Source organism: Tistrella arctica, assembly GCF_039630945.1.
In the GTDB taxonomy this organism is placed as follows: Bacteria; Pseudomonadota; Alphaproteobacteria; order Tistrellales; family Tistrellaceae; genus Tistrella; species Tistrella bauzanensis.
Genome location: NZ_JBBKTV010000007.1, coordinates 392,803 through 419,166 on the forward strand (window position 1 = coordinate 392,803; position 26,364 = coordinate 419,166).

26 protein-coding genes and 2 tRNA genes are annotated in these 26,364 nt (G+C 67.9%); 15 read left to right on the forward strand and 13 right to left on the reverse strand.

Going from position 1 to position 26,364, the window contains the following annotated elements; genetic code table 11:
- Window positions 1-53 precede the first annotated feature (53 nt).
- The 7 genes from WG924_RS18010 to WG924_RS18040 all read right to left on the reverse strand — a co-directional run bounded on the left by WG924_RS18010 (window position 54) and on the right by WG924_RS18040 (window position 6,551).
- On the reverse strand, window positions 54-971 hold the full coding sequence (locus WG924_RS18010) for a PhzF family phenazine biosynthesis protein (protein ID WP_345934481.1): 918 nt from the start codon (window positions 969-971) through the stop codon (window positions 54-56).
- 185 nt (window positions 972-1,156) lie between these two features.
- On the reverse strand, window positions 1,157-1,708 hold the full coding sequence (locus WG924_RS18015) for a peroxidase-related enzyme (RefSeq protein ID WP_372045138.1): 552 nt from the start codon (window positions 1,706-1,708) through the stop codon (window positions 1,157-1,159).
- A gap of 148 nt (window positions 1,709-1,856) precedes the next feature.
- Window positions 1,857-2,930, reverse strand: a complete 1,074-nt coding sequence (gene aroC, locus WG924_RS18020; RefSeq protein WP_345934483.1) for a chorismate synthase — start codon at window positions 2,928-2,930, stop codon at window positions 1,857-1,859.
- Window positions 2,931-2,990: 60 nt separating this feature from the next.
- Window positions 2,991-3,806, reverse strand: coding sequence for an enoyl-ACP reductase FabI (gene fabI, locus WG924_RS18025; RefSeq protein ID WP_345934484.1), 816 nt, complete (start codon window positions 3,804-3,806; stop codon window positions 2,991-2,993).
- Between the two features lie 212 nt (window positions 3,807-4,018).
- The gene (locus tag WG924_RS18030; protein ID WP_345934485.1) at window positions 4,019-4,957 is read right to left on the reverse strand and encodes a YihY/virulence factor BrkB family protein; all 939 of its coding nucleotides are present in this window, start codon (window positions 4,955-4,957) and stop codon (window positions 4,019-4,021) included.
- Window positions 4,954-5,931 (reverse strand): DnaJ C-terminal domain-containing protein, encoded by a 978-nt coding sequence (locus WG924_RS18035; protein WP_345934486.1) that lies wholly within the window; start codon window positions 5,929-5,931, stop codon window positions 4,954-4,956. The genes WG924_RS18030 and WG924_RS18035 overlap by 4 nt, the downstream gene beginning before the upstream one ends.
- A gap of 143 nt (window positions 5,932-6,074) precedes the next feature.
- Window positions 6,075-6,551 (reverse strand): RT0821/Lpp0805 family surface protein, encoded by a 477-nt coding sequence (locus WG924_RS18040; RefSeq protein WP_345934487.1) that lies wholly within the window; start codon window positions 6,549-6,551, stop codon window positions 6,075-6,077.
- A gap of 409 nt (window positions 6,552-6,960) precedes the next feature.
- On the opposite strand from WG924_RS18040, the gene pdxH reads away from it, so the two are divergent.
- The 3 genes from pdxH (at window position 6,961) to WG924_RS18055 (ending at window position 9,225) form a co-directional block, all read left to right on the forward strand.
- Window positions 6,961-7,554: a pyridoxamine 5'-phosphate oxidase gene (pdxH, locus tag WG924_RS18045; RefSeq protein WP_345934488.1), complete on the forward strand. Its 594-nt coding sequence runs from the start codon at window positions 6,961-6,963 to the stop codon at window positions 7,552-7,554.
- A gap of 10 nt (window positions 7,555-7,564) precedes the next feature.
- Entirely contained in the window at window positions 7,565-8,509 is a 945-nt protein-coding gene (locus WG924_RS18050; RefSeq protein WP_345934489.1) for a cation diffusion facilitator family transporter, read from the forward strand.
- Window positions 8,510-8,709: 200 nt separating this feature from the next.
- Window positions 8,710-9,225, forward strand: a complete 516-nt coding sequence (locus tag WG924_RS18055) for an adenine phosphoribosyltransferase (RefSeq protein WP_188582435.1) — start codon at window positions 8,710-8,712, stop codon at window positions 9,223-9,225.
- A gap of 10 nt (window positions 9,226-9,235) precedes the next feature.
- On the opposite strand, the gene WG924_RS18060 is transcribed toward WG924_RS18055, so the two are convergent.
- Together WG924_RS18060 and ygfZ are read right to left on the reverse strand one after the other, a co-directional pair.
- Window positions 9,236-9,841 (reverse strand): DNA-3-methyladenine glycosylase I, encoded by a 606-nt coding sequence (locus tag WG924_RS18060; RefSeq protein WP_345934490.1) that lies wholly within the window; start codon window positions 9,839-9,841, stop codon window positions 9,236-9,238.
- 58 nt (window positions 9,842-9,899) lie between these two features.
- Entirely contained in the window at window positions 9,900-10,841 is a 942-nt protein-coding gene (ygfZ, locus tag WG924_RS18065) for a CAF17-like 4Fe-4S cluster assembly/insertion protein YgfZ (protein WP_345934491.1), read from the reverse strand.
- 195 nt (window positions 10,842-11,036) lie between these two features.
- Between ygfZ and WG924_RS18070 the strand changes: the two genes are divergently transcribed.
- Genes WG924_RS18070 through asnB form a run of 4 tightly spaced genes read left to right on the forward strand, consistent with a single transcriptional unit; the run spans window position 11,037 to window position 16,205 of the window.
- Window positions 11,037-12,035 (forward strand): glycosyltransferase family 9 protein, encoded by a 999-nt coding sequence (locus WG924_RS18070; protein WP_345934492.1) that lies wholly within the window; start codon window positions 11,037-11,039, stop codon window positions 12,033-12,035.
- The gene (locus WG924_RS18075; RefSeq protein ID WP_345934493.1) at window positions 12,032-13,243 is read left to right on the forward strand and encodes a glycosyltransferase family 4 protein; all 1,212 of its coding nucleotides are present in this window, start codon (window positions 12,032-12,034) and stop codon (window positions 13,241-13,243) included. The genes WG924_RS18070 and WG924_RS18075 overlap by 4 nt, the downstream gene beginning before the upstream one ends.
- Window positions 13,243-14,346, forward strand: coding sequence for a glycosyltransferase (locus WG924_RS18080; RefSeq protein ID WP_345934494.1), 1,104 nt, complete (start codon window positions 13,243-13,245; stop codon window positions 14,344-14,346). The genes WG924_RS18075 and WG924_RS18080 overlap by 1 nt, the downstream gene beginning before the upstream one ends.
- 14 nt (window positions 14,347-14,360) lie before the next feature.
- On the forward strand, window positions 14,361-16,205 hold the full coding sequence (gene asnB, locus WG924_RS18085) for an asparagine synthase (glutamine-hydrolyzing) (RefSeq protein WP_345934495.1): 1,845 nt from the start codon (window positions 14,361-14,363) through the stop codon (window positions 16,203-16,205).
- Window positions 16,206-16,272: 67 nt separating this feature from the next.
- On the opposite strand, the gene WG924_RS18090 is transcribed toward asnB, so the two are convergent.
- Window positions 16,273-17,385, reverse strand: a complete 1,113-nt coding sequence (locus tag WG924_RS18090; RefSeq protein ID WP_345934496.1) for a DUF1176 domain-containing protein — start codon at window positions 17,383-17,385, stop codon at window positions 16,273-16,275.
- A gap of 382 nt (window positions 17,386-17,767) precedes the next feature.
- Between WG924_RS18090 and WG924_RS18095 the strand changes: the two genes are divergently transcribed.
- Window positions 17,768-20,230 carry an ATP-binding protein gene (locus WG924_RS18095; protein WP_345934497.1) on the forward strand — a complete coding sequence of 821 codons (2,463 nt, stop codon included), beginning with the start codon at window positions 17,768-17,770 and terminating at the stop codon, window positions 20,228-20,230.
- Here the strand turns inward: WG924_RS18095 and WG924_RS18100 are convergent.
- Window positions 20,213-20,461 (reverse strand): hypothetical protein, encoded by a 249-nt coding sequence (locus WG924_RS18100; RefSeq protein ID WP_345934498.1) that lies wholly within the window; start codon window positions 20,459-20,461, stop codon window positions 20,213-20,215. The two genes, WG924_RS18095 and WG924_RS18100, sit on opposite strands and share 18 nt — an antisense overlap.
- Window positions 20,462-20,513: 52 nt before the next feature.
- On the opposite strand from WG924_RS18100, the gene WG924_RS18105 reads away from it, so the two are divergent.
- Window positions 20,514-20,885, forward strand: coding sequence for a hypothetical protein (locus tag WG924_RS18105; RefSeq protein WP_345934500.1), 372 nt, complete (start codon window positions 20,514-20,516; stop codon window positions 20,883-20,885).
- 119 nt (window positions 20,886-21,004) lie between these two features.
- On the opposite strand, the gene WG924_RS18110 is transcribed toward WG924_RS18105, so the two are convergent.
- A tRNA-Thr gene (locus WG924_RS18110) sits at window positions 21,005-21,079 on the reverse strand.
- Between the two features lie 115 nt (window positions 21,080-21,194).
- Window positions 21,195-21,269, reverse strand: a tRNA-Thr gene (locus tag WG924_RS18115).
- A 97-nt stretch (window positions 21,270-21,366) separates the two neighbouring features.
- Here WG924_RS18115 and WG924_RS18120 point away from each other — a divergent pair.
- From WG924_RS18120 to WG924_RS18145, 6 genes are all read left to right on the forward strand, one after another.
- Window positions 21,367-21,573, forward strand: a complete 207-nt coding sequence (locus WG924_RS18120; RefSeq protein ID WP_345934501.1) for a hypothetical protein — start codon at window positions 21,367-21,369, stop codon at window positions 21,571-21,573.
- Window positions 21,574-21,777: 204 nt separating this feature from the next.
- A complete protein-coding gene (dcd, locus tag WG924_RS18125) occupies window positions 21,778-22,332 on the forward strand; it encodes a dCTP deaminase (RefSeq protein ID WP_188580653.1) in 555 nt (184 codons plus the stop codon).
- Window positions 22,333-22,415: 83 nt separating this feature from the next.
- The gene (gene murA, locus WG924_RS18130) at window positions 22,416-23,705 is read left to right on the forward strand and encodes a UDP-N-acetylglucosamine 1-carboxyvinyltransferase (protein WP_345934503.1); all 1,290 of its coding nucleotides are present in this window, start codon (window positions 22,416-22,418) and stop codon (window positions 23,703-23,705) included.
- A gap of 66 nt (window positions 23,706-23,771) precedes the next feature.
- Window positions 23,772-24,455: an ATP phosphoribosyltransferase gene (hisG, locus tag WG924_RS18135; protein WP_345934504.1), complete on the forward strand. Its 684-nt coding sequence runs from the start codon at window positions 23,772-23,774 to the stop codon at window positions 24,453-24,455.
- Window positions 24,439-25,740, forward strand: a complete 1,302-nt coding sequence (gene hisD / locus WG924_RS18140; RefSeq protein ID WP_345934505.1) for a histidinol dehydrogenase — start codon at window positions 24,439-24,441, stop codon at window positions 25,738-25,740. Before hisG ends, hisD begins: the two co-directional genes overlap by 17 nt.
- Before the next feature lie 80 nt (window positions 25,741-25,820).
- A complete protein-coding gene (locus tag WG924_RS18145; RefSeq protein ID WP_345934506.1) occupies window positions 25,821-26,339 on the forward strand; it encodes a UPF0262 family protein in 519 nt (172 codons plus the stop codon).
- Window positions 26,340-26,364: the final 25 nt, after the last annotated feature.

Here is a 26,364-nt window from a genome sequence, read left to right on the forward strand (position 1 = left end):
GGCCTGCCCGGGCGGGGCGCACGGTATCCGCCCGGTTCAGCCGCTCGTCGCTGTCAGGCGACCGCTGTCAGATGGCCGGCGGCCGCTGATATATCGGCCGGCGACAAGGCGATGGTGCCTTCGGAATAGTCGATCACCCGGCCGGTCAGGGCGACATGGCTGGCGCCTGGTTCGGCCCAGACGCGGCCCCGGCGGGCGGATAGCTGCAATCCTTCCACCCGCGCGCGGCCAAGGGCATCGGCCATCAGCGGCGCAATGCCGGCATGGGCGATGCCGGTGACCGGATCCTCGTCGACCCCCAGCCGTGGCGCGAAGAACCGGCAGACATAATCGGCGCCCTGGGCGACCCCGGCGCCATGGGCCAGACTGGCGATGGCAATGGCCCGTGGCGGCAACGCCGCCAGGGCCGCCGGATCGGGCCGGCAGGTCGCGACCGCATCGGCGCTGCTGGCCAGAACGTACCAGTCGTGAGTGCCGGTCAGCACGCGTGCGGGCGTCAGCCCGCCAAGGGCCGCGCAGAGCCGGGCCGTCTCGTCGCTGCCCGTATGCCGCGGGGTCAGTGTCTCGTGCGGCAGGTCCAGGCGCAGATACTGGCCGCCGCTGCCGGCTTTGCCGTCGCCGTGGACCGGCGCCGGTTGGCGACGCACCTTCAATGTTCCCCCCATGGTCTTGAAGATCACCTGATCGGCGCCCGGTTCCAGGCGGGTCAGGATGACATGCGCGGCCGCCAGGGTGGCATGGCCGCACATCGGCATTTCGGTGGTGGGCGTGAACCAGCGCAACAGATAGGGGCCGGTACCGGCAGGGTCGCCTGCGACCGGAGTGTCGCGCACGACGAACGCGGTTTCCGACAACCGGTTTTCGGCGGCAATCGACTGCATGACGGGGACCGGCAACCAGGCGGTGAGCAGGCAGACGGCGGCCGGATTGCCGGCGAACAGCCGGTCGGCGAAGGCATCAAGGTGGAACATCCGGATTGTCTGCACCGCCGCATATCCCCCTTTTACTTAACTAAAAGTTGTGTAGCGCGGATCATCATCGCGTCCTGGCACTGGTTTTGGCAACCGGAAATGATTTGGGGGCGCAAATGCGCCCCCATTTCCGTTCCCATGCGAAACGCCGGATTTCCGCGTTTCGTGGCGCAGGAAAACCGATGTCAGCGGTTCATATCGTGATACTCGTCATTCGGCATCATCTCGATCGCGCTCGCGACCCGGTTCGACATGTTGTAGAAACCGATCACATTGGCCAGATCGAAGATGTCTTCGGTTGAGAAGCCGGCCTCCCGCAGCCGGGCGCGGTCGGCCTCGTCGACCAGATTTGGCGTACCGGTGACCTTCCAGGCGAAATCCAGCATGGCGCGCTGGCGCAGGGTCAGGGGAGCCACGCGATAATTCATCACCAGGGCCTCGCCCAGCTTCGGGTCGCCAGACAGCGCGCGCACCGCCTGCCCATGGGCAACCAGGCAGTAATAGCAGCGGTTATAGGACGAGACGACGACCGCGACCATTTCGCGTTCCAGCTTGCTGAGGCCGCTGTCGCCCAGCATCAATTCGTTATAGAAGCGGCTGAAGGTGCGGAACTTCTCAGGGCGGAGCGTATAGGCCTGCAAGACATTCGGCACCATGCCCAGCTTTTCGCGACATTTGGCGTAATAGGCCTGGATATCGTCGTCATTCCCGGCCTCGTCGGGAATGGGCAGCGCCATCACACCGGTGTCGAGATGCAGGGGCCGCTCTTCCGTTGACGTGGGGGCTTCGGCTGACATGGGGGCGTCTCCTCGTTTCTCATTGGATCCGGGGAGTATGCCTGCGCCGTGGCGCGCTGTCTTCAGGCGGTGGCGTTCTGTCTGCCGCTCAGCCGCCGCATTGGCCGCGATGGCGCAGCAGATGATCGGCCAGAACAACGGCCATCATGGCTTCGCCCACCGGCACCGCGCGGATGCCCACGCAAGGGTCGTGGCGGCCCTTGGTCACCACCTCGGTGTCCTCGCCATCGCGGGTGACGCTCAATCGGGGCGTGAGGATCGAACTGGTCGGCTTCACCGCGAACCGCACCACAACTGGCTCGCCATTGGCGATGCCGCCCAGAATGCCGCCGGCCCGGTTGCCCAGAAAGCTCGGGCGCCCGCTGGCCATGCGCATTTCATCGGCGTTCTGCGAACCGGTCAGCCGGGCGGTTTCGAAGCCGTCGCCGATCTCGACCGCCTTGACCGCGTTGATGCTCATCATCGCCTTGGCCAGATCGGCATCCAGTTTGTCGTAAAGCGGATCGCCGAGCCCCACCGGCACGCCTTCGGCCACGACCTCGATGATCGCGCCGCAACTGTCGCCGGTCTTGCGCAGACCATCGAGATAGTCGGCCCATCGTGCGGCGGTGCCGGCATCGGGGCAGAAGAAGTCATTGCGGCCGCATTCCGCCCAGTCCCAGGCGCTGCGGTCCACGGCGATGCCGCCCATTTCGACCAGCGCGCCGCGGATCGCGATACCGCTGCCCAGCACCTTGCGGGCCACGGCGCCCGCCGCCACCCGCACCGCGGTTTCGCGGGCGCTGGACCGGCCGCCGCCGCGATAGTCGCGGATGCCGTATTTGGCCTGATAGGTGAAATCGGCGTGGCCCGGACGGAACTTGTCCTTGATGTCGCCGTAATCCTTGGACCGCTGGTCGGTATTGCGGATCAGCAGGCTGACCGGCGTGCCGGTGGTCTGGCCTTCGAACGTGCCCGACAGGATCTCCACCTGATCGGGCTCGCGGCGCTGGGTGGTATAGCGCGACTGGCCGGGGCGGCGCTGGTCCAGATAGGGCTGAATATCGGCCTCGGTCAGCGCGAGACGCGGCGGCACACCGTCGACGACGCAGCCGATCGCGGGTCCGTGGCTTTCTCCCCAACTGGTGAAGCGGAAAAGCGCACCGAAACTGTTACCCGCCATCGTCTGCCGGTCCTTGCATTGTATGGGCGTTGATCAGGTGGGTGCTACGGCCCGCAATCGTCACTCGGACAGATCGATATCCGGCGCGTCTTCCGCCTTCATGCCGATGACATGATAGCCGGCGTCGACATGCAGGATCTCGCCGGTCACGCCCGTGCCCAGATCGGACAGCAGCATGACCGAGGCATTGCCGACCTCGTCGATGGTGACGGTGCGACGCAGGGGCGAATTCAGCTCGTTCCAGCGGATGATATAACGCAGATCGCCGATACCCGATGCCGCCAGCGTCTTGATCGGGCTGGCGGAGATCGCGTTGACCCGGATGTTCTCGGTGCCGAGATCGGCCGCCAGGTAACGCACGCTGGCCTCAAGCGCCGCCTTGGCCACGCCCATCACGTTGTAGTGGGGGATGACCTTTTCGGCGCCGATATAGGACAGCGTCAGGATGCTGCCGCCACCCGTCATCAGCGGGCGGGCATACTGGGCCATCTGCACCAGCGAGAAAGCCGAAATCTGCATGGTGCGCAGGAAATTGTCGAGCGTGGTGTCGACGAACTTGCCGCGCAACTGGGTCTTGTCGGAATACGCCACGGCGTGGACGAGGAAATCGAGCTTTCCCCATTTGTCGCCGATTTCATCGAAGAGAGCCTTCAGGCTGGCTTCGTCGGTCACGTCGCAGGGCGCCACGATCGTGGCGCCGGCTTCCTGCGCCAGCGGCCGGACGCGGCGTTCCAGCGCCTCACCCTGATAGGTCAACGCCACTTCGGCGCCGTTCTGCGTCACCGCCTTGGCGATGCCCCAGGCAATCGAGCGATCGTTTGCGACGCCGACGATCAGACCACGCTTGCCGGCCATCACGTTCGATTGAACGATCATGCGGTCCCCTCGCTCTTTCACACGCCCGATCCAGAGACGGACCGGGGGCTCGGCCGGCCCTGGCGGACCCTTTTAAAAAAATCCAGTCGACGCACCGTATGCGCGACCAACGGGCGCGCTGTCCAGGCACGGGTGCGGCGCATCCTACACGAAACCGGCGTCTGGTCAAATCAGCCGCGGTGGTGGCTAAAACGCCGGCAATGCCGGGCAAGTCACCGCGCCCGTGCCTTCAGCATATGCCGTCGTGCCAGCCTGCGCATCGCCGCATGACGGCGCCGGTGACGATCGATACGGGCTCTGACCGCTGCCCAGTATCCGCCCAGCAGGAAGATATAGGCTGCCAGATACAGCAGAAGCAGGGTCGCGATCATGCTGCCCAGGCTGCCATAGACCGCATTCATCCCACCGGTCTGGTGCAGATAAACTGAAAATCCGATCAGCAGCGCCGTCCAGCCGAGCACGATAACGGCGGCCGGCGGCAGCAGGGCCCGGCGCCGCGGCGGCAGGGCGTCGGGCAGCAGCCGCAGCAGCCCCCAGACGACTGCGATCGTGCCCAGCAGCAACAGGGGCGGACGCAGCGTATGGACCAGCCAGATCCAGCTTTCCGACAGGCCGAAGAAATCCACCGCCGGGCCGATCGCGATCGGCAACAGCACGAACAGGGCCAGCGCCACCGGCAGGATCAGCGCGCCCAGCACGACCAGGATCAGGCTCTGCCCGCGACGCTTCCAGAAAGGGCGCACCATCCGGACCCGAAAGGCCCGGTTCAGCGCGTTGCGCATGCTTTCGAGCGCGTTCGAGGCCGACCATAGCGCGGTCAGGATACCGAAGGTGAGCAGGCCGCCCTTCGGCCCGAAGATGATGGTGTCGATCGGCCCGCGCAAAGCCTCTGCCACATCGGGCGGCAGATAGTCCAGCAGAGTCAGGATCAGCGTGTGAACCTCGTCCGCCTGACCGACCGTGCCGGCCAGAACCACCAGCACGATCAGGAAGGGGAACATCGAGAACAGCATCGCGAAGGCGATATGGCCCGAGATCTGGTCGGCGCCGTCCTTGACGAAACGCCCATAGGCCACGGTCAGTTCCCGCACACGGCGCATGCCGCGCAGACGGGACAGCACTGTCTTGAGAGGAGCGAGGCGATCGGTCATTCAATCCCGGCACGCCGCCGGACCTGATCGTAATCCTGAGGCGGCTTCCACCGCTTCACGAATTCGGTCAGCGCGGGGTCGTCGCGATCGGGCAGCACGAGCCTGAGGACGACGAACATGTCGCCGCGATCGCCGGAATCCGCACCCATGCCACGGCCCTTCAGGCGCAGCCGCCGTCCGCCGCTCGATCCGGGCGGCACGGCGACCCGGACCGGGCCGTCGAGGGTGGGAACGATGATGCCGGCACCCAGCACAGCTTCGGGAAGCGTGACAGGCACGTCGATCAGAATGTCGCGCCCGTCGGCGCGAAACAGCGGATGCGGCCGGACATTCACCTCGACCAGCGCATCGCCGGCCTCGGCATTGCCGAATCCGGGCATGCCCTGGCCGGACAGGCGCAGCTTCTGCCCGTCGCGGATACCGGCCGGCACCGTGACCTCTAGCTCGCGGCCCTCGGGCAGGCGGATGCGCTTGCGGGTGCCGCGCGCCGCCTCGATGAACTCGACCAGCAGCGTATAGGTGACGTCGACGCCCCGGCGGTGAATGCCGGTCCGCCCGGCCGCGGTACTACCGGTGCCGGCGGCACTGCCACCCCCGATGCCGCTGCCTGCACCACCACCTGTTGTACCGGGGCCACCACCGGCTGCACGCGGGCGCCGGGTCCGGCCGGGTTCGGTGAAGATGTCGGAGAAGAAATCGGCGAAGCCGCCGCCATCGCCGCGCGGACGGCCCTGAGGGCGGGGGCGGGATGCGCCGTTTGCATCGGTGTCGCCGCGATCGAACGCCGCGCGGCGCGTGGGATCGGAGAGCACGGCATAGGCCGCGGACACGTCTTTGAACCGGCGCTCCACGGCATCATCGCCCGGGTGCAGATCCGGGTGGTAAGCCTTGGCGAGACGGCGATAGGCCGCTTTGATGGTATCGGGCGTGGCGTCACGAGCCACGCCCAGGGTCTGGTACGGATCGGCAGTCACGCGGTCCCCCGTGGGCGAACACTGTCCGGCTGTCTACAGGCCGGCCCTGTCCCCCGGGGACACGGCCGCGCAGCCAGAAGCGAACCGCCGCCTGCGAGCGGGCGGCGGTCCGTGCCCAAGGGTCGTGGGACGCGGGCTCCGCGTCAAGAGTTCACGATACGCCAACTGCCATCGGGCTGCCGACAGGCGGTGCCATAGGCCTCTTCGGTCTTGCCGCCGACATTCACGCGCTGGGTGAATTCGCGGCAATATTCGCCATTCGGGTTCTGATAAGTCTTCACCGGGGTGATCGTGCCGGAATGGCCGCTGTCGGGATTGCTCCAACTGGTGGTCTGTCCGGTGGGGTTGCTTTCCAGCGCGCGCTGGCTGGCGGCCTGGGCCTCGACGCGGTCGGCGCGATCCAGCGACTTGCCGACCTCGTTGCCCAGATAGGCGCCGACCAGCGTGCCGACGGCGGCGGCGGCGATCTGCCCGGTGCCCTTGCCGAACTGCGCGCCGGCGACGGCGCCGCCCACGGCGCCGAGGACGGAGCCGACGCCTTCCTTGGTGCCCATGTCGCTGCTGGAGCAGGCGCCCAGAGCGAGGGCGGCGGCGACGATGACGGGAATAAACGGCTTCATGGGAGCTTCCGGTGATGATGTGGGGTGCGATCTTCTACGCCGACGACGACCGATATCCTATGGACAAGTATCCTGTGGACAAGGGGGCGATATCCTGTGGACCAGATGGCCGATGCTCGTCAGGTGCGGATCATATCACGCGGCCGGCCGGCCAGAAGCGGCAGGCATCGGATTTGCCGTGTCAAATTTCAGGCCCATGGTCACAGGTTGCGGGTCGTGGTTGCCACCTCGAAATGTCGGTGCGCATCGACATCGCGACAAGAGGCCGTCTTAGGGCATTCGGTCGCACCCGTCTGGTCCCACCCGTTCTGGCCCGCCATCCCGGACTTGCCCCCGTCTGGTGGCTGTGCATCTATTGGGCACCGATCCTGTCCCTGAAGACCCGCCTTCCGCCGGAGCCTGTGATCTGATGTCGATCCGCGAGCTTGAAGATCCGTTCGAACAGTTTGGCGGCTGGTACGCCGATGTGCGCGCCGAGCCCGCGATCACCGAGCCCACGGCCGTGTGCGTGGCCACCGCCGGCACCGATGGCCTGCCTGCGGCGCGTATGGTGCTGCTGAAGGCATGGGACCGCGATGGCTTCGTCTTCTATACCAATTACGAGAGCGACAAGGGCCGCGACCTGCTGGGCAATCCGCAGGCGGCGCTTTTGTTCTACTGGATGCCGCTGGGCCGTCAGGTCCGCGTTCAGGGACAGGTCGAGCAGGTGACGGCGGACGAGGCCGATGCCTATTTCGCCAGCCGAGCCCGCGACAGCCAGATCGGCGCCTGGGCCTCGCGGCAGTCGCGGCCGATGAAGGGCCGCTATGAGCTTGAGAAGCGGGCGGCCGAATTCGCCCTGAAATTCAATGTCGGCCGGGTGCCGCGGCCCGATCACTGGTCGGGCTTCCGGGTGGTGCCGCAGCGCATGGAGTTCTGGCAGGAAGGCCGTTTCCGGCTGCATCAGCGGCTGGTCTATCTGCGCGACGGTGCCGGCTGGACCCGGCAATGGCTGTTTCCCTGATCCGGCGACGATGATGTCTCCCGCCCGCGATCCGGCCCCCACGGGTGTTCTGGCACCACCCGATCCGGCGCTGGCCCGGCTGAAGCGCCGGGTGACGATGGCGTCGCTGTGCGTGGCGCTGGCCCTGGTGGCGCTGAAGATCGCGGCTTCGATCATGACCGGGTCGGTCAGCATTCTGTCCAGCCTGGTCGACAGCGTGTCGGATGCCGGTGCCAGTCTGGTGACGCTGCTGGCGGTGCGCCAGGCGATGCGGCCGGCGGATGCCGGGCATCGCTTCGGCCATGGCAAGGCCGAACCGCTGGCCGCCATGGGGCAGGCATTGTTTGTCGCAGGGTCGGCGCTGCTGCTGACGGTGGAGGCCGTGCGCCGCCTGTTCCAGCCGGAACCGGTGGGCGAGGGCACGATCGGCATCGCCGTGATGGTGATCGCCATCATTGTGACGCTGGTGCTGGTGCGCTATCAGACCCATGTGCTGGCAAAGACCGGATCGATGGCGGTTGGCGCCGACCGGCTGCACTATACCGGCGATCTGCTGATCAATCTTGGCGTGATCACCTCGATCGTGCTCAGCCAGTATCTGGGCATCACCGAGGCCGATCCGGTGATCGCGGTGCTGATCGCGCTGCATCTGCTGCGCGGCGCCTGGGGCATCGGGCGCAGTGCCCTGGACGCGCTGATGGATCATGAACTTCCGGCAGAGGATCGCGCACGCATCCGGGCGATCATTCTGGCGGTGCCGGGCGTCAAAGGCATGCATGATCTGCGCACCCGGTCGTCCAGCGTGCACACCTTCATTCAGATGCATCTGGAACTGCTGCCGGAACAGAGCCTGACCCAGGCCCATACCATTGCCGACGAGGCCGAGCGGCGGCTGCGGGTGCATTATCCCGACGCCGAGATCATCACCCATCTGGACCCGATGGGTCACGACGAGGCCGTGCCACGGTTTCGATAGCCGTTGATGCCGTGGCCGATATCGATCGCCAGAAGAACATCGATCGTCAGAGGAACATCGATCGTCAGAGGAACTCTGGCCGGAAAATATCTCCACTACAGGTTGTCGTTTTGCTAGGCTCGACGGGTGGCGGATCTGCCCCGGTCATGGTGGCCGCGCGGCACCCCCTCCAGCCGACCTCCAGAAGGACCAGCGTCGCCATGGATCTTGCGAGCCATATCCGCCACGTTCCGGATTTTCCGAAGCCGGGCATTCTGTTCTATGACATCTCGACGCTTCTGGCGCATTCCGACGCCTGGCGCGAGACCATCGACCGGATGGCCGAGGCAATCCGCCCGATGCAGCCCGACCTGCTGGCCGGGATCGAATCGCGCGGCTTTCTGGCGGCGGCCCCCCTGGCACTGGCGCTGGGCAAGGGCTTCGTGATGGTGCGCAAGCGCGGCAAGCTGCCGGGCCGCACCGTCAGCCATGCCTATGCGCTGGAATATGGCGAGGATGTGGTCGAGGTGCAGGAGGGCATGATCGAGCCCGGCCAGCGGGTGGTGCTGGTCGATGATCTTCTGGCCACCGGCGGCACCGCGTCGGCCGCCGTCACCCTGCTGCGCAAGGTGGGCGCCGAGGTGCCGGGTGCCGCCTTCATCATCGAACTGATCGGCCTGGGCGGTCGGGCACGTCTGGACGTGCCGACCGAGACCGTGCTTCAGTTGGAAGCCTGACCGGACCGGTTCAGCCCGCGTCACCCGCGGCGCGGGCAATCTCGGCATGGCGCGGACAACTGACCAGATGATCGTTCACCATCCCGGTCGCCTGCATCAGCGCATAGGTGGTGGTCGAGCCCATATGCCTGAAGCCCTTCTGCTTCAGCAGCTTCGCGATCCGGTCCGACAGATCGGTGCGGGCCTGGGCGTCGCTCATGCTGGCCAGATGATTGGTGATCTGGCGGCCGTCGATCACGTCCCACAGCGTATCGGCAAGCCCGCGCCCGGCATCGCGCAGCGCCAGGGTGGCGCGGGCATTGCCGATCGTCGCCTCGATCTTGCCGCGATGACGGATGATGCCGGGATCGCCGACCAGCCGGTCGACGTCATCGGGCCCCATCCGGGCCACGGCCTCGGCATCGAAGCCCAGAAACGCCTGTCGGAACCCCTCGCGCCGGCGCAGGATGGTGATCCAGGACAGGCCGGACTGGAAGCTTTCCAGCACCAGCATCTCGAACATCTGCCGGTCGTCGCACACCGGCACGCCCCATTCGGTGTCGTGATAGGCGCGGTAGAGCGGATCGGTGCCACACCATGGGCAGGTGCCGTCGGCGGCGGCTGGGGTATCGGTCACGGCGGGGGCATCCTTCCATGGGCGCGCGGCAGGCGATGCCGGGCGCGGATCTTCCGTGTCAGTCGTCGCCACGCGGTCGCGCGGCCAGGGTGATGCCATCGGCGGTCAGGACCGGGCCGCTGCCGGCTGCCGCCTCGTCCGTCCGGTCGATCCGGAGCAGGGCGATGCCGGTGCCGCCGACGCTGCTGCGCAGATCGCCGGCCGCACGCTCGCCCGCCATCACCGGCGTGCCCGGCGGCGGCAGGCGGGCGCCGTCGGCCGTATCGACCACGAACAGGCGCTTGCGGACCTGGCCGCGGAACTTGCTGCGGGTGGTGACTTCCTGCCCGACATAGCAGCCCTTGTCAAAGGCGACGCCGTTCAGCCGGTCCAGATCGTGTTCCAGCGCCAGCCCCTGTTCGGGCGGCAGGTCCGCCGGCCCCTCGGGCACCCGTGCCTCGATCCGCCACAGATCCCAGTCTGCGGCCTCGGCCGACGCAAGACCGGCCGCGGCTGCGCGGTCGGCGACGGCCTGATCGCTGCCCCAAAGCCGCACGCCCAGCCCCGCGCGGCGTGGATCGGTCACCTGCAGCACGCCGCCCTCGGCGACATCGCCGCCCGTGGCCCGAACGCTGCCGGGGGCGTCGTCGACACTCAGTGCCGCCGCGGCACCGGAACCGAAGGCCACGGCGACCACAAGCCCGGTGGCGGGGCGGATGGTCACCTTGGCGCGCAGCTTGTACAGCGTCAGCCGCTTGACCAGATCGCCTGCAAGCGGCGCGGCGCATTCCACCAGCAGCCGTTCGGCGCCTGCCGCCGGGTCGGCCGGTGCCACGATCAGGTCATGCAGGATCTTGCCCTGGGGGGTGAGCAGGGCACCATAGCGTGCGCGGCCTTCCTCCACCGGATCAAGGTCGCCCGACACCAGCCCGTCGAGGAAGCGCAGCGCATCGGCGCCATCGAGCATGATCAGGCTGCGGCCGGGCAGGCGGGCGATGCGGGGCTGGATGGTCAGGGTCATGTGGCGGTCCTGTCGGTGGCGTCGTCCGGTGCGGCCGATTGCCGGCCGGCCGCTCAACTGTGGCGTCGGCGACCGGCGGGTTCAAGGGGAAGCCGCGCGTGCCGTGCGATCGAAGCCCGGTGCTGCGGGGACCATGGTTGCATCACCGGCCACAGGCACCCTATAACCGACGGGATGCCATGGCCGGGATTGCGCATGAATCTGCTGTTCATCACCTCCACCCGCATCGGCGATGCGGTTCTGTCGACCGGCCTGCTCGATCACCTGATCCGGGCGGAGCGCGCGGCGGGGCGGGGCGTGCCGCGTGTCACCGTTGCCGTGGGCGCACCCGCGGCGGCTCTGTTTGCGGCCGTGCCGGGGATCGAGCGGGTGATCCCCATCGTCAAGCGCCGTTACGCCGGGCATTGGCGCGATCTGTGGCGGGCGGTGATCGGCACGCACTGGGACATGGTGGTCGATCTGCGCGGTTCGGCGATTGCCTGGACCCTGCGGGCCCGACGTCGGCGGGTGCTGGCGCGCCATGACGGCGGTCGCCACAAGCTGTTCCAACTGGCGGGCACGCTGGATCTGGACACGCCACCGGCGCCCCGTATCTGGACCAGGCCCCAGGACCACGACGCGGCAACCCGCGCCCTGCCGGCCGATGGCCGCCGGCTGCTGGTGGTGGCCCCTGCCGCCAACTGGGTGGGCAAGCAATGGCCGGCCGACCGGTTCGCAAGCCTGGTCGGGCGGCTGGCGGGGCCCAAGGGGCGGCTTGGGGGTGCCTCGGTCGCCGTGATCGCCGCCGCCCATGAACGGCCACAGGCGGAGCCGGTGCTGTCGGCCGCGCACGCTCTGAGCCTGAACGCCCCCGACATCGTGGGCACCCTGCCGCTGCTGGCGGTTCAGGCCCTGCTGGAGCGTGCGGACCTGTTTGTCGGCAATGACAGCGGCCTGATGCACATGGCCGCGGCTGCCGGCGCGCCGACCGTCGGGCTGTTCGGCCCCACCTCGGATGTGGTCTATGGCCCGTGGGGCGACCATGCGGTGGCGGTTCGGACGCCCGAATCCCATCACCAGCTCGCGGCCGAGCGATCGTCGTCACCGGCCGATCGCTGCTACATGACCGACCTTGCCGTCGATACCGTGGAGCGGGCCGCGGTGGCGTTGCTTGACCGGGTTGGCGTGGCGCGACCGGGACTGGTGACCCAATGACCCACCGCCCGACCGATCTTGCCATCCTGCTGACGCCGAGCGAGAGCTTCCAGGCGGCCAATGCCGGCGCCATCGCGCTCTCGGTGCGTGATTTTGTCCGATTCAGCGGCTATGCCGACCGCACCACGGTCCTGGGTGCTGCGGTTGAGCGACCCTTCGAGGGCATCAGCTTTCGCAGCCTAGCGACCCGGGGGCTGATCGGATCGCGGCGCCTGGCCTATCTGATCTCGGCGACCCGCGTGCTGCTCGCCGCCCGGCCGAAGCTGATCGAGGTCCATAACCGGCCGGAATTTCTGCCCTGGTTGATGCGCATCGCACCCCGGGCCGGTTTTGCCCTGTTCCTGCACAACGATCCCCAGGTCATGCGCCGTTTCCGCAGTGCCGCCGACCGTCGGGCATTGCTCGCCCGGCTCGACACGGTGTTCTGTGTCAGCGGCTATATCCGCGCGCGGCTGCTCGACGGCATCGACGATCCGGCGCTGGCGGCGAAGGCGGTGGTCTGCCCGATCGGTTTCGACCTGTCCGTCTTCGACGCGAACCGCGCGGCCATCACCGAGCCGCGCGGGCAGGTGGTGCTGTTCGTCGGCCGCATTGTCAGAGACAAGGGCGCGGATCTGTTTGTCGAGGCGGCCGCCGCGGCACTCGCCGACCGGCCGGGCTGGCGGGCGGTGATGGTGGGCGCCGATCGCCCGCCTGAGGGCGCGGGCGCGCGGATGGCCGCCGTTTCGACCTTCGAGGCGGGCGTGCGGGCGCGGGTGGCGGAGATCAATGCCGGCCGCGACCGGCCGCTGATCGAAATGACCGGCTTCCGCACCTTCGATCAGGTGCTCGACCTCTATGGTCGCGCCGCGATGGCGGTGGTGCCGTCGGTCTGGGACGAACCCTTCGGCCGCACCGCGGTCGAGGCCCTGGCGATGGGCTGCCCGCTGATCGCGACCGATCGCGGCGGGCTCCGCGACATCGTCCACGGCGCCGGCCTGACCCTGAACCCGGCCACTGCCGATACACTCGCGGCGGCCATCGGTGCGCTGGCCGACGATCCGGCCCGCCGCGAGGCGATGGCGCGGAACGGCCGTGCGCATCTGGACCGGCTCGGCTACGATATCCGCGCCGTCGTGGCCGGGATGGACCGGGCCCGCCGCGATCGGCTGGGCCCGCCCGTGACAGCGGACCGCCTTCGCCCTCCCGGCAACCCGACGGACGGATGATGCCTGATACCGAACAGCCGCGACCTGCCGTCACCCCCCCGGACCTCCCCGTCCTGCTCAGGGACGGGCGGCCGCTCCGGGTGATGCAGCTCATGGCGGGCGCCGCCCATGGCGGTGCCGAGGCCTTCTTCGACCGCCTGGCGGTCGCCTTCCATCACAGGGGGATCGAGCAGGCGATCGCCGTTCGCCCCCACCCGGAACGCATGGCGAAGCTGCGGGCCGCGGGCCTCGACCCCCAGGGGCTGCGTTTCGGCCGCCATGTCGACATCAGGACCTGGTGGCGTTTACGGCGGATGGTGAAGCGCTTCCGGCCCGACATCGTGCTGACCTGGATGAACCGGGCCACGGCCGCCTGCCCGGCGGGCGATTTCGTTCATGTGGCACGGCTGGGTGGATATTACGATCTGAAGAACTATCGCGGCGCCGATCATCTGGTCGGTAACACCCGCGATATCGTCGCCTATCTGCGCCGCAAGGGCGTGCCGGCCGAGCGCAGCCATTACGTGCCCAATTTCGTCGACGCCACGCCGATGCCGCCCGAGCCGCGGTCGCGCTGGGGCACGCCGGATGATGCGCCGCTGATCCTGGGGCTTGGGCGGCTGCACCCGAACAAGGGCTTCGACGTGCTGATCCGTGCGGTGGCGCAGGTGCCGCGCGCGCATCTGTGGCTGGCGGGCGTGGGATCGCTGGAAGACGATCTGCGCGAACTGGCGCGCGGGCTTGGCATCACCGACCGGGTGTCGTTCCTGGGCTGGCGCACCGATGTGGCGGCGCTGTATGCGGCGGCCGATGTGTTCGTCTGTTCATCGCGTCACGAGCCGCTGGGCAATATCGTGCTGGAAGCCTGGGCGCATGGCGTGCCGGTGGTGGCGGCGGCAAGCCAGGGGCCGTCGGAGCTGATCGCTCATGGCGCCAACGGCCTGCTGGTGCCGGTGGATCACGACGCGGCCATGGCGGCGAGCATCGAAACCGTGCTGCGTGAAACCCGGCTGCGCGAGACGATGATCGCCGGCGGCCGCACGGCCTATGAGCGCAATTTCACCGAGGCGGCGGTGGTCGGGGCCTATGCCGATCTCTTCCGTCGGATCCTGCCCCGGAGCTGAAGGAACAGTCGCCCATGTGCGGCATCGCCGGCATCATGACCCGGGACGGCCAGCCGCCCACCCGCGCGGTTCTGGACCGCCTGGCCGGCGCCATGGGCCATCGTGGCCCCGATGGCCATGGTGTGACCCTGCGCGGCGGGGTGGGGCTGGTCCACACCCGGCTGGCGATCATCGACCTTGCCACCGGTGACCAGCCGCTGCTGTGGCCGATCGACCCCGCCGACCGGAACGCCGTGCAGAGCGGCGATCACGCCCGGAGCCTGGCTTTGGTCGCCAATGGCGAGATCTACAATTACCGCGAATTGAAGGCGTCACTGCCCGATGCCCGCTTCCGCACCGCATCGGATTGCGAGCCGCCTCTGCCGCTGTATCTGCGCCATGGCACCGAGGGTTTCGACCGGTTGCGGGGCATGTATGCCATCGCGCTGCATGATCCGCGCGGCAGCGGCGATGGCCGGCTGGTGCTGGCGCGTGACCCGTTCGGCATCAAGCCGCTCTATTACGTCGAGGGGCACGAAGGCTTTGCCTTCGCGTCGGAGCCGGCGGTCCTGATCCGGGCCGGGCTTGCCGGCACGGCCCTCGACGACGCGCGGATCATCGAGCTGCTGCAACTGCATTTCACCACCGGAGCCGGAACGGTCTTCCCGGCCATCCGCCGGGTGCTGCCGGGCGAGCGGCTGATCGTCGAGGCCGGACGGATCACCGACCGCCGGGTGGCGCCGGCACTGCCCGGGGGCGATGCCCGGTCCGAGCCCGATCCCGGGCGCGGGATGGATGCGGCGCTGGCCGCTTTTGACCGCGTGTTCGAGCAGACCATCGACCTGCACCAGCGCAGCGATGTGCCCTATGGCCTGTTCCTGTCGGGCGGTGTCGACAGTTCGGCCGTGCTGGCGATGATGGCGCGCCTGAACAGCCGGCCGGTGACCGCCTTCACCGCCGGGTTCGGCGATGGCGGGGTGCATGACGAACGGGCTGCTGCCCGCGTGGTTGCCGGCGTGACCGGTGCCGACCTGATCGAGACCCTGGTGACCCGCGCCGATTTCGACCGGATCGCGCCGCAGGTGGCGCGGGCGCTGGATGATCCGACCCTGGACTATGCGGTTCTGCCCAGTTTCAAGCTGGCCGAGATTGCGCGCGCCCATGTGAAGGTGGTGTTGTCGGGCGAGGGCGGCGACGAGTTGTTCGCCGGCTATGGCCGGTATCGTCGCGCCCGACGCTGGCGGCTGTTCGGGGGCCGCCCGATGCGCCGTCGCGGCGACCTGGACGGTACGGGGCTGCTGCGGCCGGAATGGTCGGCCACGGCCGATGACTGGCGCCACGGCGTGGCGGCTGCCGAAGCGGCGGCGGCCCGCGCCGGCGGCACCCGGCTGCAACGCCTTCAGGCGGTGGATTGCGCCGACTGGCTGCCCAACGACCTGCTGCTGAAGCTGGACCGGATGCTGATGGCCAATGGCATCGAAGGACGCACCCCGTTTCTGGACCCGGCCATGGCCGCCTTCGCCTGGCCCTTGCCCGATCGGATGAAGGTCGACCGGCGGCGCGGCAAGCTGCTGCTGCGCCACTGGCTGGCACGGCATCTGCCGCAGGCGACGCCGTTTGCGCCCAAGCGCGGCTTCACCGTGCCGGTGGGGGCGTGGATTGCGGCCGACGCCGCGCGGCTGGGGCCGCTGGTGGCCGACGAGCCGCTGATCGCCCGGTTGTCGCCACGGGATGCCGTGATCGACCTGTTCCGGGCGGCCGACCGCCCCGGCCAGGGCCAGCGCGCCTGGGGGCTGCTGATGCTGGCGCTGTGGCACCGCATTCAGGTGAACGGCGCGGTGCCGGGGCCGGATATCGCCTCGACACTGGTCGGACAATGACCCGGCCCGACAGTGACCCGGCCCGACAGTGACCTGACCCGACAGTGACTTGACCGGAGCGTGATCGTCAGCGGATCTCCGCCCGATACAGCACCGGCCAGGCATCGGCCGGAATGCCCTGACAGACCTCCATCGCGATCAGCGATGTCAGGCGGAAGCGGCCGCCATCCCACAGCCAACTGGCGGCGGTGCCGCAATCGCCGATCCCGCGCCCCTTGGCATAGCTCGACAACATGCGACTGTCGGCATCATAGTCTATGTTCATCAGGTCGATCGGGCTGATGCCGTCGGGCATCTCGATATCCGCCGCCTCGATCCCGCCCTGTTGGTCTTCAACCCACAGTTGATAGACCATGTTATAGGCGCCGGCCAGACAGACGGTGCCATACAGCACATGATCGGCATCCAGACGGCCGATCAGCGGTGGCACCATCTCGCGGGCCTGAGGATCGCAGTCGTCGCCCTGAGACCGGGTGTCAAACCCGGCCGGCAAGCCGGCGGGCACGGGGGACGTGGAGGGCTGCGGTGGTGTGACCACCGGCACCGGCGGCACCGGCGGCACGGCCGAGGCGGGCTTGTCGCCCCGCCTGACCAGTGCGGTGACCGTACCCACCCGCTTCTGTGCATCATCGACATAAAGCAGCGCCGCCGAGGCCCCCGCCAGCGAGACCCGGCTGGAGGCGAGGACACCCGCGGCGGGCGCGGTCACGGTGATGTCCAGCATGTCTGCCTGCCGCAGTGCCGGCAGCATGGCCGCCGCCATCGATGCGGGGAGCGGTGCCATCAGCATCCCCTGATCGATGGTGGCGTCGATCGGCGGCAGGCTGCCACCACCACCGGGAATGGTAAGCGTCGCCGTGACCGGCCCGGTCGTGGCCTCGTCGGCCAGCAGAACGCCGATGGCAAGCCGCGGCACCGCGTCGCCGTCGCCGTCGCCGTCGCCGTCGCCGTCGCGTGCGACCGACAGCCAGGTGCCGAACACGGCATCGGTCATCGCCGGCGCCGTGCCGAAGGCCGTGCAGCTCAGGCGGTTGTCGCAGGCCACCCACCAGTCCTTGAAGGTACCGGTGCTTTGCGCGGCTGCCGGCGCCGCCATCAGCATCAGGGCGCCCAGGGCCGCGGGCAGGCCCGCGCGGGCTGCGGTGTGGTGGCGCGGCTTGCGGGTGGTGGGACGGGTCATCGGATGGCCTTGTCGACAGGAAGCGGGTGCGATCGACATCATATAGCGCATCCGACAATGCGGCGACCCGCGGCTCCGGCACAATGGACGGCGCCGATCCGGCACAGGCCGGCGCGGGCAGGGGATGTGTGATCAGGCTGTATCTCGCGCAGGGGGTTCGCCTTGTGCGAGTGATGCGCGTTCAAGCTGCAAAAAATGATGAAACCGGGACACATCTGCCGTTAAACTTCCACGCACGCCCGGCTGCGGCACCGTATCGCCGGCCGTCTGTTGCCTTCGGGAGACCTCTGCTGGCTGTGCCGTCATGATCCGGGACTTGCGAGACCTGCCGCCGTCCGGTCGCGCGCATCATGCGACGCACCTCAAGGAGACCGCTGGTCATATGCCGTCGTCCGGGCGCCGGTCGCTGCTCCAGATGCCGTTGATCCAGGCCCTGATGATTGCGGCGATCGCGGTCTATCTCGTGCTGGTCGGGGTGGGTGTCACGCTGCATATGGTCGCCTATCAGCAGCCACTGCGCGACGCCATGGAGCGGGCTGAAGGTACCGCAAGCCTGCTGGCCGATCATGCCGCCCAGGCGATGGAGGCAGCCGACCTGACGCTTCTGCGCGCGGTGGACCGCGTGGCGGACTATGACATGCGTCTCCGCAGCGACGGGGCGGCACCACGGCCACGTCTGCTGTTCGATCGGCTGGACGAGTTGATCCGCGGTTCGCAGCAACTGCGGGCGCTGTGGGCGGTGGATCGTGCCGGCGTGATGTATGTGCAGACCCATGTCTTCCCGACACCGCCGATCGACCTTGCCGGTGACGATTACATGAGCCGGCTGATGCGGGCACCCGACAGCGGCATGGTGGTGGGGAGCACCACCTATGGCGCCTTCACCGGTCGGCGCTATTTCACCGTCGCCCGGGCGCTGACCGATCCGGCGGGCGGCTTTGCGGGCGCCGCCGCCGCGGCCGTGGATGTGGACCATTTCAGCGCGTTCTATGGCGCGGCGCCGATCGGCGCTCATGGCCGGGTGCTGTTGATGTCGACCGCGGGGGCAGGGGTGCTGGCGGCGAGCCCGGGGCTTGCCGAAGCCGAGGTCACCCAGTTGCGGCACGCCATCCGGGACGTGCCGCCTCGGACCCCGGCAAAGGCGCGCGACGAGCCGGCGGCGCCGGTGCTGATCGGCGACGACTATGGCGGAGGACCGTGGTTCGCGGCGGCGGTGCCGGTACCGGGTCAGGCCATGCAGGTTGTGGTGCTGCTGGCCGAGAGCGACGCGCTGGCGGCGTGGCGCGCCTCGGGCTGGCGCACGGCGGGGTTGCTGCTGATCGCGGGCGCCGGTTTTGCCGGCGCTGTGGTTCTGATGCGGAACCATCTGGCGCGGCCGCTCGACCGGCTGCACGCGGCGATCCACCGGATCGAGCAGGGCCAGATCGACCGGCCGGTGGGCACCAGCGGCGGTCTGCCGCAGATCGAGGCCGCAATGACCGGCATCGAGACCTTGCGGCTGTCGTTGTCGCATCTGACCGATCATCTGAATGCCGAGGTCGACACCCGCACACAGGAACTGGAAGAGCGCAGCCAGCAATTCAATGCCGCCCTTGAGAACGTGTTTCTGGGGCTGGCGATGTTCGATGCCGAACGGCGGCTGGTGGTCTGCAATCAGCGCTATCGCGAATTGTTCGGCCTGAGCGAGTCCCTGGCCTGCCGGGGGACCACGCTGCACGCTATTCTTGAACATGCGGCACGGGTTGAAGGCTATGACGTGTCGGAACTGGGCGAGGTTCTGTCGCGGCGGCTGGAACGGCTGGCGACCCGCCATACCCGGACCTGGTCTGAAGAATTGCGCAATGGCCGGGTGCTGGACCTGTTCGTGCGGCCGGTCGCTTCGGGCGGCGCGCTGGTCGCGGTGCAGGACGTTACCGAGCAGCGTCGTTTCGAACAGGCGCTGATGGAGGCCAAGATGCAGGCGGAGCGCGCAAACAGCGCGAAGTCCGAGTTCCTGGCCAATATGAGCCATGAACTGCGCACGCCGTTGAACGCGATCATCGGTTTTTCCGAGATCATCGGTGCCGAGATGTTCGGCCCTGCCGGCAACCCGCGCTACGCCGCCTATGGCCGTGACATCGCCATCTCCGGCCGGCATCTGCTGGTGCTGATCAACGATATCCTGGATCTGTCGAAGGCCGAATCCGGCCGGATGACCGTGGATGTGGCGCCGGTCGTTCTGGGGCGTGTGGTCCGCGACTGTCTGCGGATGGTCGAGGCGCAGGCACGGGACAATCACGTGCGGCTGGTGGCCGACATTGCCCCGGGCCTGCCCGATATGCGCACCGACGAACGCCGGCTGGCGCAGGTTCTGCTGAACCTTTTGTCGAACGCCGTGAAGTTCACCCCCGCCGGTGGCCGGGTGACGCTGTCGGCCCGTGCGGTATCGGACCGCGCCGCATCGGACCGCATCGTGCTGGTGGTCGAAGATACCGGCATCGGCATGTCGGCGGCCGAGATCGAGGTGGCGCTGAGCGTGTTCGGCCAGATCGAAAGCGCCATGCATCGCCGCCACCACGGCACCGGCCTTGGTCTGCCGCTTGCGGTGCGGCTGATCGATCTGCTGGGTGGCCAGTTCGACCTTGTCAGCCGGCCGGCACAGGGAACCCGCGCGACCGTGGTGCTGCCGCGCGACGCGACCCGGCCCCTGGCGGCGACACCGGACACCATGTCACGTGCCGCCGCGCCGGAGCCCGGCCAGCGGCCGAAGGCGCGCCCGGCACCACCGTCGGCCGCGGCCTATTCGGCGTCGGACCCGTCAGTTTCAGGCCAATCAGTCCCGGGCCAGTCAGTCCCGGGCCAGTGACACCGAAACCAGGATCGGTGCCGTATCGTCCATTTCCCTGTATTGACGGAAGGCGCATCGAACGCTCGCCACAATAGAGGTGACGCCATGAGCTTTCTGACGGCGAACCTTGCCGGCATGGCGAGGCAGATCAGCCGTGATATCGACATGGATGTCGTGGTCATGAACACGACCGGCGATCCTGGCGGCCGACAAGCCCGGCGCGCTGGTGCGGGTGACCGGCGCCTGCAACCGGGCGCGGGTCCGGTTTCGGGGCAATGCCGTGCGGGGGGTTGAGTTCGGCATGCCCTATCAGCCCAATGGCGAGGCGATCACCATCTCGACCATCGGCCTCAGGCTGGCCGAGGCGGTGAAGCAGGACAACCGGATCGAGGTCGAGGCGACCGGCACGCTGGACGAGACGGTCAGCACCCAGCAGGTCATGCGGTCGACGGTTGGCAGCGCACTGATCCCGTTTGTCGCGGGCACCCTGGTGACCGGGCAGACCAGTGGCGCGACCGGCATGGTGATGATGTCGATCCCGGCAAACCGCTTTGTGGCCATCCGCCCGTCCGCCGGCGGCTTCGTGGCCGGTGAGGTGGTGTCGGACGGCACCAGCAGCTTCACCATCGACACGATCGCGGCCGTGGTCGGGAGCAATATCATCTCGGTCTGATGGTGGCGCTTCGGCCGGTTGCGGTCCGGTGAAACGCATGAAGCCCCGGCGTCCGATAAGGGAGCCGGGGCTTCATTGAATCTGTCGGAGCCTTGCGCCAGATCACCGCCTGGATGAAATGGTGCCGCCGGTGTGGATTGAACACACGACCTCTCCCTTACCAAGGGAGTGCTCTACCACTGAGCTACGGCGGCGCCTCTGGCGAAGCGGGCGGAAACTGCCATGAAAACCCGGCATCTGCAACCGGTTTTTCCAGCCCCGGCCGCCGGCCGGGTGGTGCATCGCGCAAGGGTGCCATCCGGGGGGGGATGGTGCCGCCGGTGTGGATTGAACACACGACCTCTCCCTTACCAAGGGAGTGCTCTACCACTGAGCTACGGCGGCGACGCTCGCGAATGTTGGCGGGGTGTGCCATGTTTCCCGCCGCCATGCAACCCCGTTCTTCATCGCATGGCGCTCGTGATGATCAGGCGAAACACCGATGACAGATCAGGACGCTTCCCAACCCGTTGACGGCAAGGCGCAATCGCGCCGCCGCCAGCAGCCGGCCGAAACCGAGGCCGCCCGTCTGGCCGCGGCTGAACGCAAGGCACGGCAGGCGGCGCAGTTGCGCGCCAATCTTCAGCGCCGCAAGCATCAGGCCCGCGACCGGGCGGCCGACGATCATGAGGCCGGACCTGAGGACTGACCGGGCCGGCGCAGGTCCGGGTTGCCGAACGCGTCGTTGAGCCGGGCTGCGGCGTCGTCTATAAGAGGCCAGCGGCGCCCCGATGGTCGCCAGTGCCAGCCTGCATCGGCCGATCCGCATCACACCGGTGCCTGCGGATCATCCGGTTGCGGGCGCGTCGCCGTTCCGGCCCACGTCTTCAGTCACCTGCGGGAGATGCACCCGATGTCGATCATGTCCGATCAATGGATCCGCGAGACCGCCTTGAACGAGGGGATGATCGAGCCCTTCGTCGAGAAGCAGGTCCGCGAGGGCATGATCTCATACGGGCTGTCATCCTATGGTTATGACGCCCGCGTGGCCGACGAGTTCAAGATCTTCACCAATGTCGACAGCGCGGTCATCGATCCGAAGGATTTCTCGGACCGCAGCTTCGTCGACCGCAAGCTCGATGTCTGCGTGATCCCGCCGAACAGCTTCGCCCTGGCGCGGACGGTGGAATATTTCCGCATTCCCCGCGACATCATGGTGATCTGCGTCGGCAAGTCGACCTATGCGCGGTGCGGCATCATCGTCAACGTGACGCCGCTGGAGCCGGAATGGGAAGGCCATGTGACGCTGGAGTTCAGCAACACCACGCCGCTGCCCGCCAAGATCTATGCCGGCGAGGGCGCCTGCCAGTTCCTGTTCCTGAAGGGCGAGCAGCCGTGCCAGACCTCGTACAAGGACCGGTTGGGTAAATATATGGGCCAGCGCGGCGTGACGCTGCCGCGTCTGTGACCACGGCGATGATCCTTTCAGGTGGCGCCACGCGCCTTCAGTCCGACACCCTTATCGACACCCACAGCCAGAACGGGCCAGGAATGGACAGCATCCGCATCCGGGGCGGCCGGCCGCTCGAAGGCATCATTCCGATCGGCGGCGCCAAGAATGCCGCCCTGCCGCTGCTGGCGGCCGGTCTGCTGACCGAAGAGACCCTGACCCTGACCAATCTGCCGCATCTGGCCGATATCACCACCATGGTCAAGCTTCTGGCCCAGCACGGTGTGGTCTGCACGATGAATGGCGGCCACAGCGGCGGCCATGAAGGCCGGGTTCTGGCGCTGGATGCCGGGCAGATCACCAACACGACGGCCCCTTACGATCTGGTGCGCAAGATGCGGGCCTCGATCCTGGTGCTGGGGCCGTTGCTGGCGCGGGTGGGCGAGGCGCAGGTGTCGCTGCCCGGCGGCTGCGCCATCGGCACCCGGCCGGTCGACCTGCATCTGAAGGGCCTGGAAGATCTGGGGGCGGTCATCGAGCTGGACGGTGGCTATATCCGGGCGACGGCGCCCCGGGGGCTGAAGGGCGCCCATATCCGGATGCCCTTCGTGTCGGTGGGGGCGACCGAGAACCTGCTGATGGCGGCAACCCTGGCCTATGGCACGACGGTGCTGGACAATGCGGCGCGAGAACCCGAGATCGGCGATCTGGTGCGCTGCCTGACCGCGATGGGCGCGCGCATCGAGGGCATCGACACCGAAACCCTGACCATCCATGGTGTCGCCCGGCTGCATGGCGCCGAACATTCGGTGCTGCCGGACCGGATCGAGGCCGGCACCTATGCGATCGCCGGCGCGATCACCGGCGGCGATGTCGAACTGACCGGGCTGGATGCGGCGCTGATCGGTTCGGTGCTGGAAAAGCTGGAAGAGGCCGGCGCGCGGATCACCGTCACCGATCGCGGCGTGCGCATCGTGCGTGATCAGGGGCCCTTGCGCGGCGCCGATGTGATGACCCAGGTCTATCCCGGCTTCCCCACCGACATGCAGGCGCAGTTCATGGCGCTGATGACGGTGGCCGAGGGGGCCGCGATGGTGACCGAGACCATCTTCGAGAACCGCTTCATGCATGTGCCGGAACTGCACCGCATGGGCGCCAACATCGTGCTGCATGGCGCATCGGCGCTGGTGCGCGGCGTGCCGAAGCTGACCGGCGCGCCGGTGATGGCGACCGATCTGCGCGCGTCGTCCTCACTGGTGCTGGCGGGGCTGGCCGCAAGGGGTGAAACCATTGTCAGCCGCGTCTATCATCTCGACCGTGGCTACGAGAACATCGAGGCGAAGCTCGCCGCCTGCGGTGCCGACATCACCCGGCTGACCGGGGGCGCCTGACCGCCACCGCTCGGCGGCCCGTCCAGGCCGACCCCTGCCGGACAGCATCCAAGGAAACCAGAGCCGATGAGCCCCGCAACCTCTCCCCGCCGCGGCCTGACGATCGCGCTGCCCAAGGGGCGGATCCTGAAGGAAGTGCTGCCGCTGATGGCCGAGGCCGGGCTTGTGCCCGAGCCCGACTTCTTCGACGATGCCTCGCGCAAGCTGGAATTCGAGACCAACCAGCCGGGGGTGCGGCTGGTGCGGGTGCGCAGCTTCGACGTGGCCACCTTCGTGGCGTTCGGTGCCGCCGAGATCGGCGTCTGCGGCCGCGACGTGATCATGGAATTCGACTATGCCGAGCTGTACGCGCCGCTGGATCTGAATATCGGCCGCTGCCATATCGCCGTGGCCGAGCCGGCCGATCTGGCCCATGGCGACGATCCGCGCCGCTGGAGCCATGTCCGCGTCGCAACCAAATATCCGCACGTCACCCGGGCTTATTTCGCGGCGCGCGGCGTGCAGGCCGAATGCATCAAGCTGAACGGCGCCATCGAACTGGCGCCGAAGCTGGGCCTGTGCCGCCGGATCGTCGATCTGGTCTCGACCGGTTCCACCTTGAAGGCCAATGGTCTGGTCGAGGTGGAGACGGTGGCCGAGGTGACGTCGTATCTGGTCGTCAACCGTGCGGCCCTGAAAACCCGGCCGCAGACGATCGGCGGCTGGATCGACCGTTTTCGCGAGGTGGTGAGCAATGCCGCAGCGGCTTGACGTCAACGACCCGTCATTCCCCCACGCCTTCCAGGCCCTGCTGGGCATGAAGCGCGAGACCACCGACGAGGTGAACGATGCCGTCCGGGCGATCCTGGACGATGTGCGGCTGCGCGGCGACGCGGCGGTGATCGACTACACCGCCCGCTTCGATCACATGACCATCGGTGCCGACGGTCTCACCATCGGTGCCGACGAGGTGGATGCGGCTGTGGCCAGTTGCCCGCGCCATCTGATCGACAGCCTGGAGGTGGCGGCCGACCGGATCCGCGCCTACCATGCCCGGCTGGTGCCGCAGGATATGGATTATACCGACGATACCGGTGTCCGGCTGGGCGCGCGCTGGCGGCCGGTCGCGGCGGCGGGCATCTATGTCCCCGGCGGCCAGGCGGCCTATCCGTCATCGGTGCTGATGAACGCCGTTCCGGCGCGGGTGGCGGGTGTGAAGCGCATCGCCATGGTCGTGCCGACGCCTGGCGGCGTGTTGAACCCGCTGGTGCTGGCGGCGGCGCGGATCTGCGGTGTCGACGAAATCTATCGGATCGGCGGCGCCCAGGCGATCGCGGCGCTGGCCTATGGCACCGAGACCGTGGCCCCGGTCGACAAGATCGTCGGGCCGGGCAACGCCTATGTGGCGGCGGCCAAGCGTCAGGTCTTCGGCACGGTCGGCATCGACATGATTGCGGGGCCGTCGGAGATTCTGGTGGTGGCCGATGCCCATAACGATCCGCGCTGGATTGCGGCCGATCTGATGTCGCAGGCCGAACATGACAGCGCCGCCCAGTCGATCCTGATCACCGATGACGCGGCCTATGCCGACCGCGTCGCCGCGGCGGTCGACGAGCTGCTGAGCCGCCTGCCGCGGGGCGCCATCGCCAGGCAGAGCTGGAGCGAGAACGGCGCGATCATCGTCACCGACGACCTGATGCAGACCGCGCCGCTGATCGACAGCATTGCGCCTGAACATCTGGAACTGGCGGTTGCCGACCCCGATGCCCTGGCGGCCCGGGTCAGCAATGCCGGCGCGATTTTCCTGGGGCGGTATACGCCCGAGGCGATCGGTGACTATGTCGCGGGGCCGAACCACGTGCTTCCCACCGCACGCAGCGCGCGGTACTCTTCGGGCCTGTCGGTGCTCGACTTCATGAAGCGCAGTTCACTGATCGCCTGCGATGAGAATTCGCTGCGGGTGATTGGCGGCCATGCGATCAGCCTGGCCGAAGCGGAAGGCTTGGGGGCGCATGCCCTGTCGGTTGCCATCCGTCTGGATGTGTCCGGCGACTGATCCGGCCGGGCACCAGGCAGACCGAAGCAGGACCGGCATCTTTCTGCCGGTCACCCGTCGATCCGAGGAGCCGCTCCATAATGGCCGATAGTCACGAGCCGCAACCCTCCGATGCGGAGCGCCGCCCCGCCCATCCGCGGATCGCCAGCCTCAAGCTCGATCAGGGCAGCGTGGTCGCACTGGGGCCGCAGGTCGAACATGAGCGCAAGGTGGCGATTTTCGATCTGCTGGAGCAGAACCATTTCGCGCCGCTGGGGGTTTCGTCGGACGGGCCGTTCGATCTGCTGCTGAGCATTCAGGACAACCGGCTGTATTTCGACATTAGCGATGAAACCGGCCGGATGCTGACCCGCGTCACGCTGCCGATCGCACCATTCCGCGGGATCGTGAAAGATTATTTCATGATCTGCGAAAGCTATTTTTCCGCGATCAAGTCGCAGAGCCCGTCGCAGATCGAGGCGATCGACATGGGCCGGCGCGGGATTCACAACGAAGGCTCCGAACTGCTGAAGGATCGGCTGGAGGGCAAGGTCGAACTGGATCTCGACACTGCGCGCCGCCTGTTCACGCTGCTTTGCGTGCTGCATATCCGGCAATGATCGCAGACGTAACCGGGCGGCCGAG

Excerpts from the sequence above, each read along its gene's own strand:
- WG924_RS18050 (WP_345934489.1), top strand. The coding sequence starts at position 7,565 with ATGATGTCTCCCGCCCGCGATCCGGCCCCCACGGGTGTTCTGGCACCA.
- WG924_RS18010 (WP_345934481.1), bottom strand. The coding sequence starts at position 971 with ATGTTCCACCTTGATGCCTTCGCCGACCGGCTGTTCGCCGGCAATCCG.
- murA (WP_345934503.1), top strand. The coding sequence starts at position 22,416 with ATGGACAGCATCCGCATCCGGGGCGGCCGGCCGCTCGAAGGCATCATT.
- WG924_RS18040 (WP_345934487.1), bottom strand. The coding sequence starts at position 6,551 with ATGAAGCCGTTTATTCCCGTCATCGTCGCCGCCGCCCTCGCTCTGGGC.
- WG924_RS18080 (WP_345934494.1), top strand. The coding sequence starts at position 13,243 with ATGCCTGATACCGAACAGCCGCGACCTGCCGTCACCCCCCCGGACCTC.
- WG924_RS18070 (WP_345934492.1), top strand. The coding sequence starts at position 11,037 with ATGAATCTGCTGTTCATCACCTCCACCCGCATCGGCGATGCGGTTCTG.
- WG924_RS18145 (WP_345934506.1), top strand. The coding sequence starts at position 25,821 with ATGGCCGATAGTCACGAGCCGCAACCCTCCGATGCGGAGCGCCGCCCC.
- WG924_RS18055 (WP_188582435.1), top strand. The coding sequence starts at position 8,710 with ATGGATCTTGCGAGCCATATCCGCCACGTTCCGGATTTTCCGAAGCCG.
- WG924_RS18015 (WP_372045138.1), bottom strand. The coding sequence starts at position 1,708 with ATGGCGCTGCCCATTCCCGACGAGGCCGGGAATGACGACGATATCCAG.
- aroC (WP_345934483.1), bottom strand. The coding sequence starts at position 2,930 with ATGGCGGGTAACAGTTTCGGTGCGCTTTTCCGCTTCACCAGTTGGGGA.
- WG924_RS18105 (WP_345934500.1), top strand. The coding sequence starts at position 20,514 with ATGCCCTATCAGCCCAATGGCGAGGCGATCACCATCTCGACCATCGGC.
- dcd (WP_188580653.1), top strand. The coding sequence starts at position 21,778 with ATGTCGATCATGTCCGATCAATGGATCCGCGAGACCGCCTTGAACGAG.
- hisD (WP_345934505.1), top strand. The coding sequence starts at position 24,439 with ATGCCGCAGCGGCTTGACGTCAACGACCCGTCATTCCCCCACGCCTTC.
- ygfZ (WP_345934491.1), bottom strand. The coding sequence starts at position 10,841 with ATGACCCTGACCATCCAGCCCCGCATCGCCCGCCTGCCCGGCCGCAGC.
- WG924_RS18030 (WP_345934485.1), bottom strand. The coding sequence starts at position 4,957 with ATGACCGATCGCCTCGCTCCTCTCAAGACAGTGCTGTCCCGTCTGCGC.
- WG924_RS18120 (WP_345934501.1), top strand. The coding sequence starts at position 21,367 with ATGACAGATCAGGACGCTTCCCAACCCGTTGACGGCAAGGCGCAATCG.
- WG924_RS18095 (WP_345934497.1), top strand. The coding sequence starts at position 17,768 with ATGCCGTCGTCCGGGCGCCGGTCGCTGCTCCAGATGCCGTTGATCCAG.
- fabI (WP_345934484.1), bottom strand. The coding sequence starts at position 3,806 with ATGATCGTTCAATCGAACGTGATGGCCGGCAAGCGTGGTCTGATCGTC.
- pdxH (WP_345934488.1), top strand. The coding sequence starts at position 6,961 with ATGTCGATCCGCGAGCTTGAAGATCCGTTCGAACAGTTTGGCGGCTGG.
- hisG (WP_345934504.1), top strand. The coding sequence starts at position 23,772 with ATGAGCCCCGCAACCTCTCCCCGCCGCGGCCTGACGATCGCGCTGCCC.
- WG924_RS18090 (WP_345934496.1), bottom strand. The coding sequence starts at position 17,385 with ATGACCCGTCCCACCACCCGCAAGCCGCGCCACCACACCGCAGCCCGC.
- WG924_RS18075 (WP_345934493.1), top strand. The coding sequence starts at position 12,032 with ATGACCCACCGCCCGACCGATCTTGCCATCCTGCTGACGCCGAGCGAG.
- asnB (WP_345934495.1), top strand. The coding sequence starts at position 14,361 with ATGTGCGGCATCGCCGGCATCATGACCCGGGACGGCCAGCCGCCCACC.